Here is a 7,100-nt window from a genome sequence, read left to right on the forward strand (position 1 = left end):
CTTGTATCATTACTTGTTTTATTTCCACAAGCAGCTAGACCTAGAACTAAAATAAACGATAAAATCAAAATTAATTTCTTCAAAATAACAGCTCCCTTTTTATTCCTACACTCATTTCTAGATAATGCTTTCCTTTATTAGTCGTTTTAAATTCAAAAAATACCGGTGTTCTTTGTTCCAACCCATGTTGTCTAATAAAATTCATAAGCTCCCAATATTTCACTTGCGACTGTTCGTCAAACTCATCGAATACACGGATCATTATCATCGGTTGGATAGTAAAATAGCTTCTAAAAAACATTTCTTCATTCGATTGGTTCGTGAATTTATTTTCTTCAATTGGTAAGAAAATCTCTGCTACCATTATCTCTTCTGTTGGTTCACTAATCAGCGAATAAAAGATAGAACCAGTCACATGGTATCCTTGCTCATCTAAAATTCGGTGGAAGTCTTGAATAGCTTCATCAATATCTTCAGGTGAAAACTTATAGTACTTCGAAACAACATTTTTATAAGCGATTTTATGATTCTCAAATATCACGATTGATCGCCCCGTTTCTTAACTGGTACATATAAATCAATAATGTATTCACCGTATATTTCTAGTAAAATGCAATAAAATGTATTTTCCAATGAAATATTGTGATGATGAGCATAGTCTTTTACTTTTCTATATGCTGCATGAAAGTCCACCTCTTGATCCGCTTGACGTAAACCTAACGCTTCTTCTATATATAAATTTTCCAAAAAGCCGAAATTCGGATCTTCCTCTAACTTTACCTTCTCGTTAATCGGTAAATAATACGTAAATTGACCGAATTTATCTTCATTTTCTTCTGGTGCAACTGAAAAGAAGATAGGACCATTTTGATAAATATCTTTAATAAGCGTAAAATCTTCCATTAATAGTATTCCTTCTTGCCAGTCTTCTCTTAATTGTCTCGTTTCATAAATTAATAGATTATCAAAATTAAGTGACCGGATTTCAAATTTCATTTACTTCGTTCACCTCACTTGAAAACGGCTTTAAATTTCCTTCTTGATCAAAGTTAAAACTATCGAAACGAGTTTTACAATATAAAATAACTAGTTGTTCGGGTAAGACGAATAACATCGTATAAAATATTGAAATACAAAGAATTGTCATACCTAAAGCCTCTACATCTGCTAATTGAAATGTATTCACAATATATCGAATAATAATTACCATACCTGTGCTACCGACGATAACCGCTGGTAAATAAGACTTTGTTTCAAACCTGCTTCGTAACTTTCCTTTTTGCGATCCGATTCTGTATGCACCTTTTCTCAGCAATATATAAAATCGAATAAAAGTGGCTAAAAAAATTAAGATCCCGAAAGCGATTATTAACAAGGTAATAATCAACAGTGAATAATCCGTCCGAATTATCACCAAGTCAGACCCTATTAAAAACAAGGAACAAACTAAGAAAAATAATCCAAATAGGTTCTGAGAAACTAAAATTGAGATAAAATATTGCACCTTCTGTTGTTTCATATATATGGCTGGAATACTATAAACGATTGAAAACAATATAAGGATTACCGTTATTCCCAAATGCAATATAAAAAACATCTCTTTATATGGATAAACTGTGCGATCCGCAACAATAAAATAAGTAAGTAAAAACAGTAATCCTTGTAGAAATATTGAAAGTACTAATACTCCTCCTAGACTTTTTGGGCTTTGTCTCCCCGACTCAAAAGGTCCTCTTAATACTGCAAAGTCTTCTTCATCTAATTTAGAAAGCTGTTTCAATAGCACTTTTTTGTTCCTCCCTAGCTAAACCAGCCTTTAAGTTTACGGAAACCTCCTTTTATTACATCCATAGCTGATTTTTTCGTTTTACCAACTTTTATGTTTAATACCCAATTTACAATCATTCCTGCAGCAACTCCTGCTGCCGTCCCGACACCAGGTATCGGAATCAATACTGTACCAGCGGCTGTAAGTCCAGCTTGAACTGCTCCACTAACTGCTGTATCAATAACCGTATCTCCTACAGCACGGACGTGTGCCTCTTGACCTTTAAGTCCAGCTGCTTTGGCATCATGGTAGTTACTATAATAACTGAGACCCGCACTTGCTGGCCCTAACACCTTGCCGGCACCTTTAGTAAAACCGGTCATTCCTTTTACGCTGTCTTTTACACCTTTCCCTGACTCTTTTAAAACATATTTTGCTTTTTCTCTGACAGTTTGCGTACTTGGGTGTGGATCAAGCTTAGGGGTATTATAATATCCCTTCTTACTGTAATGAGCATGATCGGTTATGCTTTTCTTCGCCTTATCCAACACATTATCCATTTTCGAAATATAACTAACAAGATCTTTCGTTTCAAGAACATCTTTGTTCGCAGTTCCACTTTTAAAGTCTGAAAAACGAGCTTCACCAGTAGCTACATTTGCCTTTCTCATAATGACTTCTATATGGTGTATTATTTCTTTTGTTGTATTGTCGTGTCCTTTTCCTTTATTTGTGAATGAATTTAAGTTCTTATCTAATTCATCGATAATTTTTGCCGTATCTCTGTAATCATTTATTACCGAAGAAAATGACGGTGTGCTAATACTAACAATGTCAGATATGTCGTCAATGACTCCAGACACTCCTCGTTGGTAGCCACTGAGTTTTTGATATTCTGTATCTAATTCCTGTTTTATTGTCTCTAAGTAATCAGTTTGCACAATAGCTTCTGAACTGGAATCCACTCCCGATTGAAACTTTTCAACATGTTCTTTTAAATGCTCATTCAAACTGATAAAGAGTACTTGAAAGGCATCGGAAAGTGAAAGGTGCAACTCGCCAAAATATTTTTTAGCCGATGATGCTGCGCTACCTGTAAATGACTCCATGGATCGAATTTTGTTAACTCCGTCAATGACAGCATCCAAACTTAACTCCACATCTTGCGAAGACGTATTTACTTTACTTGAAAATGCAGTAACTTCAGCTAAATCTACCTTATGTCCCATTTTCCTTTCCCTCCTTTACGTCCGAAGTGGTTGATACCCATCTCTAATATCATGTCGTTGTACTTGTGACAACTGGGTATCTTTCTCTCTAATTTTCTCACCAACATCTTCAAGAACTTCCAAATCAGCTTGAAACATTGCCTTATACTCAATTAAAAGTTCTAGGGCTCTGATTGTATTCTCTAAATCATCAATAAATGGGGTAATATTTGTCTTTTCAAGTGTTTCACTTGTACTCATTTGTCCGTCAACACTTGTAACAGAATTTCTTAGACTAATAACATTATCTTTAAATAAAGCAATATTTAGGCTAATTTTTTCACTCATTCACTATTCCTCCTCGCTTCAATTTGAGAATTTACATTTGCCAAACTGGAACGGAAATGACTTATAGTAGATTCGACTGATTCCAAATTTGCCTGGCATCTACTAAGTTCTTCTTCGACACGAGTACGAGCATCTTCTGTTTGACTTAAAAAGTTTTTCGTTCCACTTTTTAAAGATTGATGACTGTTATCAAATTTATTCTTTTCTGTTCCGTGCCATCTACCTTCATCAATAGTCAAATCGGTAATTTTCTTGTGGGAGTCTTCAATTACTTCAATGTAATTTTGTAAGGAGTTGGATGCTTTTTCTAACCTCCTTATTTTCCCTTCTAATTCTGTTTTTTTAGCCTCTTGTTCGCTGATCGCAGTTGTTAACGTTCTTCTTTGACCATAATAATCATTGAGCGTAAACCTGCTCATCTCGCTCACTCCCCTCTTTACTTCGGAATTTTAATTTTCACATGGTGATGATCCATTGCGAAATAACATTCATATGCTTCTGGTGATTTTTCATTCGCCATAAACCGTTGTTTGAAAATATCTTGGTCGCCAAGTCGCATACTTAATAACCCGGCTAACGCCTGCCCTCTTACATATTTTGGCACTTGTTCGAAACTTTGCCCGAGATAACTGTATTCACTACAGATGATAAGGTGAATCCCGAGATTTCCAGCATTCATTAACGTGGCTATTTCTTCATCATTGACCATACTATTCGTACAAAAGTCTTTAAAATTAGCAATCATAATTAACCATTTTGGTTCATTCGTTTTATTTTCAATTCGGTACTTTATTTCACTTAAGAGATCATTCTTTAACCCGGAAAATTGTTCGGTTTTCGATATATATGCATTTAGCGATTCGCCTATTTCAGCTAACTTTTGATCAGACGTATCAAGTAACATCGTCCGGTATGATTCTGTTAGAAGCATCATATTTTTCGCCAAAGCTACTCGCATATTTTCTATACGATCTAGTCGATCACCAATCGCAATTAAATGACCAAACTTCTCAAAGTCAAAGGCTAATGGTTCAACTTCTTCAAAATCGAGTCCTAATGGTAACAAGTTTTGTTCAATTAACTGCTTCGTTGCTTTTCTTTCTTTAAATTTAGTAAATTCGATGACTCCATCTGGCATCATCGGGATTTCTTCTGGTCGTTCTCCATCCCAGAAGCTATCCATTTCTTTCGCTTCTTTTTGGATTCCTTCAATGATTTGTAATGTATCTTCTCCTTTTGTTGGAAGGGCAGTTTGAAACATAGTCGGTTCTTCTAACTTAATTAATCCACGGCCTGGGAACTCTTCCACCTCTAATTTCGTACGGCCTACAATCGTACGTGTTTCTAATTGATCGATTAAAAATAGTGAAATTTGTGTTTTAATATTGGATAATAACGGCATTCTGAGAACATTTTGACGACTACCACTAATGACTAGATGGATACCGATACTTGCCCCTTCTCTAGCAATCTGTGTTACTGCTTTTTCAAATGGCTCTACAAAGTCAGCCTCTCTGACAGCGTCATAATTATCAATAGCAATCATCGTATGAGGGACGATATTCCCACTTGCTTTTTCATACATATCCATCGTAGCAACACCAAATTTACTCAATAATTGTTTCCGATGTTTTATTTCACCCTCTAGCCGTCTGACTAATTTACCGATTTTCTCACTTTCATCAATAAGTATCGTATCTGCAACATGTGGTAAATCTTTAAGTGGCAAAAGCCCATTCGTTCCAAAATCAAGCAAGTAGATATGTAGATACTCAGGATTTTGTACACGGGCGACATCCATAATTACAGTTTGGATAAATGTAGATTTACCATAACCAGGGCTAGAAAAGACCGCTAAATGTCCGTCTTTTGTTAAAGGAATTTCTAGCATGCGCTGAGCCTGTTCATCTGGAAAATCGGCCATCCCAATAACGGCTTGTAATTTTTGCTTTTCTCCTTGCCAGTTACTCCGAAAATCTCTTTTACAGATTTCTGTAACAAAGATCTGTTTTTCTAACGGCGGTAACCATGGGCTAGGAAGTTGTTCGATATTTTGCTTTTCTGTATGATCATGAATATATTCAATAACCGCTTCGAGTTCAGTCTTTGTTTTTGAAATCTCTTCTTTTTTATCTAATCCACTTAAGTCTTTGGTTAAAATTTCATATTGCCCTAAATCATTGATCGCATAGACGGTTGTATCGATTAATTCCGGATCATCCTTATCCAATGTATAGTCCGCTCCACTCCAAGCACTCTGGAACAGTTCATAGATTTCATTATTCCCAACTTGCAAATACGCACGACCTGGTAGAGTAATCTGAGCAGCATCCGGTGTTTTTAAGATTTCATTTGAATCACCTTCGTCTTGAACTTTTAATGCGAGTTTAAATTTCGAGTTCGACCATATTTGGTCATCAACAACCCCACTCGGTTTTTGAGTCGCTAAGATGAGGTGGATTCCGAGTGAACGACCAATTCGAGCTGTTGAAACTAATTCTTTCATAAAGTCCGGTTGTTCTGCTTTTAATTCGGCAAATTCATCTGAAATTAAAAATAGATGTGGCATTGGTTCGGAAGCCTCTCCTTGTTTGAAAAGCTTCTGATACTGATTAATATGGTTGACATCATGTTCACCAAACAATCGTTGTCTCTTTTTTAATTCGGCTTTAATGGATGCAAGGGCCCGCATCGATTGTGCACCATCTAAGTTCGTTATTGCTCCAAGAGCGTGCGGCAAATCTTTAAATAAATTTGCCATTCCTCCACCCTTATAGTCAATTAATAAAAAGGCTACTTCATATGGATGGAAGTTTACAGCTAAAGACAAAATATATGACTGGATAATTTCTGATTTACCAGACCCTGTTGTACCTGCAACGAGTCCATGCGGTCCATGGGCTTTTTCATGTAAGTTTAAATAGACGATATCATCTTTTGCTCTTAAGCCAAGTGGTACAGCAAGCGTTTTATACGTCTCATTTACTGCCCAATTCTTACTTAAGTTAAACTCTTCTACACGCTCCACCCCATACATTTCCAAAAACGTAACTGCTTCTGGGATAGAACTTTTTAAACTCTGTAAATGATTTAGTGGTGCAAGCGCACGGGATATTTCTTCTTTTATAAAATTTTTTGGAAAATGATCAGGGACAAACGCTTGGTTTACTAGCTCCCCTTCTTCAAGCAACACATTTCCACTTTTGGCATCCCGAATATCAATGACCGTTTCCACATGCTCAGGAAGAGATTGAAGTACATCCTGAACAAATACAAGGGATACCCCGAGGAGACTTGGATCTTCATTAAAAAATTCCATAATTGTATGATCTAAAATAATTTTTTCATCGGTAATTAATACGACATAATGGGGTGTGAAAAATTGTTTCTCCCTTTGATTTTCTTTTTCTGTAAGAATCAGCTTACGTTCTTTTAAAATTTGATATAAAGAAGTAAGTACTTGGTCACGGGAACGATCATGATAAACAAAGCCACGAACATTTAATTCTTTTAAACGTGCATGCGACAACCAACGTATCCATTCCCATTCTTGTTTTTCCTCTTCTGGGAAAATAACAATGAATTGCAGTTCATGATAACTATGGAAAAAAGCGGTTTGCATTACTAGCAACTGAAGTTGTTCCAATACTAGTGAACGCTGTCCTATATAGCCTACAGGTCCTTTCATTAATGAAGTGGTTACGGGTACTGACTTAATTCCTTTAAACCTAGAATGAAGCTGCCGTGCTTCTTTTACTAGATCATCTTGCTCTTGT

Annotated in this window: 7 protein-coding genes; all 7 read right to left on the reverse strand. The window is 36.0% G+C overall.

Annotation, left to right across the window (positions count from 1 at the left end; translation table 11 throughout):
- Positions 1–79 precede the first annotated feature (79 nt).
- Positions 80–541, reverse strand: a complete 462-nt coding sequence (locus tag ACPYKA_RS17045; RefSeq protein ID WP_479543411.1) for a DUF5085 family protein — start codon at positions 539–541, stop codon at positions 80–82.
- Entirely contained in the window at positions 538–996 is a 459-nt protein-coding gene (locus tag ACPYKA_RS17050) for a DUF5085 family protein (RefSeq protein ID WP_479543412.1), read from the reverse strand. The genes ACPYKA_RS17045 and ACPYKA_RS17050 overlap by 4 nt, the downstream gene beginning before the upstream one ends.
- Positions 986–1,786 carry a hypothetical protein gene (locus ACPYKA_RS17055; protein ID WP_479543413.1) on the reverse strand — a complete coding sequence of 267 codons (801 nt, stop codon included), beginning with the start codon at positions 1,784–1,786 and terminating at the stop codon, positions 986–988. The genes ACPYKA_RS17050 and ACPYKA_RS17055 overlap by 11 nt, the downstream gene beginning before the upstream one ends.
- A gap of 14 nt (positions 1,787–1,800) precedes the next feature.
- Positions 1,801–2,997, reverse strand: coding sequence for a T7SS effector LXG polymorphic toxin (locus ACPYKA_RS17060; protein WP_479543414.1), 1,197 nt, complete (start codon positions 2,995–2,997; stop codon positions 1,801–1,803).
- 15 nt (positions 2,998–3,012) lie between these two features.
- The gene (locus tag ACPYKA_RS17065) at positions 3,013–3,324 is read right to left on the reverse strand and encodes a TIGR04197 family type VII secretion effector (protein WP_479543415.1); all 312 of its coding nucleotides are present in this window, start codon (positions 3,322–3,324) and stop codon (positions 3,013–3,015) included.
- Complete coding sequence (locus ACPYKA_RS17070; RefSeq protein ID WP_479543416.1) at positions 3,321–3,743, reverse strand: YwqH-like family protein; 423 nt, start codon at positions 3,741–3,743, stop codon at positions 3,321–3,323. Before ACPYKA_RS17070 ends, ACPYKA_RS17065 begins: the two co-directional genes overlap by 4 nt.
- 17 nt (positions 3,744–3,760) lie before the next feature.
- Positions 3,761–7,100, reverse strand: a 3,340-nt coding sequence (essC, locus tag ACPYKA_RS17075; RefSeq protein WP_479543417.1) for a type VII secretion protein EssC, incomplete at its 5' end; no start/stop codon positions are given.

This window comes from Pseudogracilibacillus amylolyticus (SeqCode) (assembly GCF_051918545.1).
GTDB lineage: Bacteria > Bacillota > Bacilli > Bacillales > Amphibacillaceae > Pseudogracilibacillus.

What these genes read in the sequence shown, in the direction of transcription:
- ACPYKA_RS17050 (WP_479543412.1), bottom strand. Translation starts at nt 996, where the DNA reads ATGAAATTTGAAATCCGGTCACTTAATTTTGATAATCTATTAATTTAT.
- ACPYKA_RS17060 (WP_479543414.1), bottom strand. Translation starts at nt 2,997, where the DNA reads ATGGGACATAAGGTAGATTTAGCTGAAGTTACTGCATTTTCAAGTAAA.
- ACPYKA_RS17065 (WP_479543415.1), bottom strand. Translation starts at nt 3,324, where the DNA reads ATGAGTGAAAAAATTAGCCTAAATATTGCTTTATTTAAAGATAATGTT.
- ACPYKA_RS17070 (WP_479543416.1), bottom strand. Translation starts at nt 3,743, where the DNA reads ATGAGCAGGTTTACGCTCAATGATTATTATGGTCAAAGAAGAACGTTA.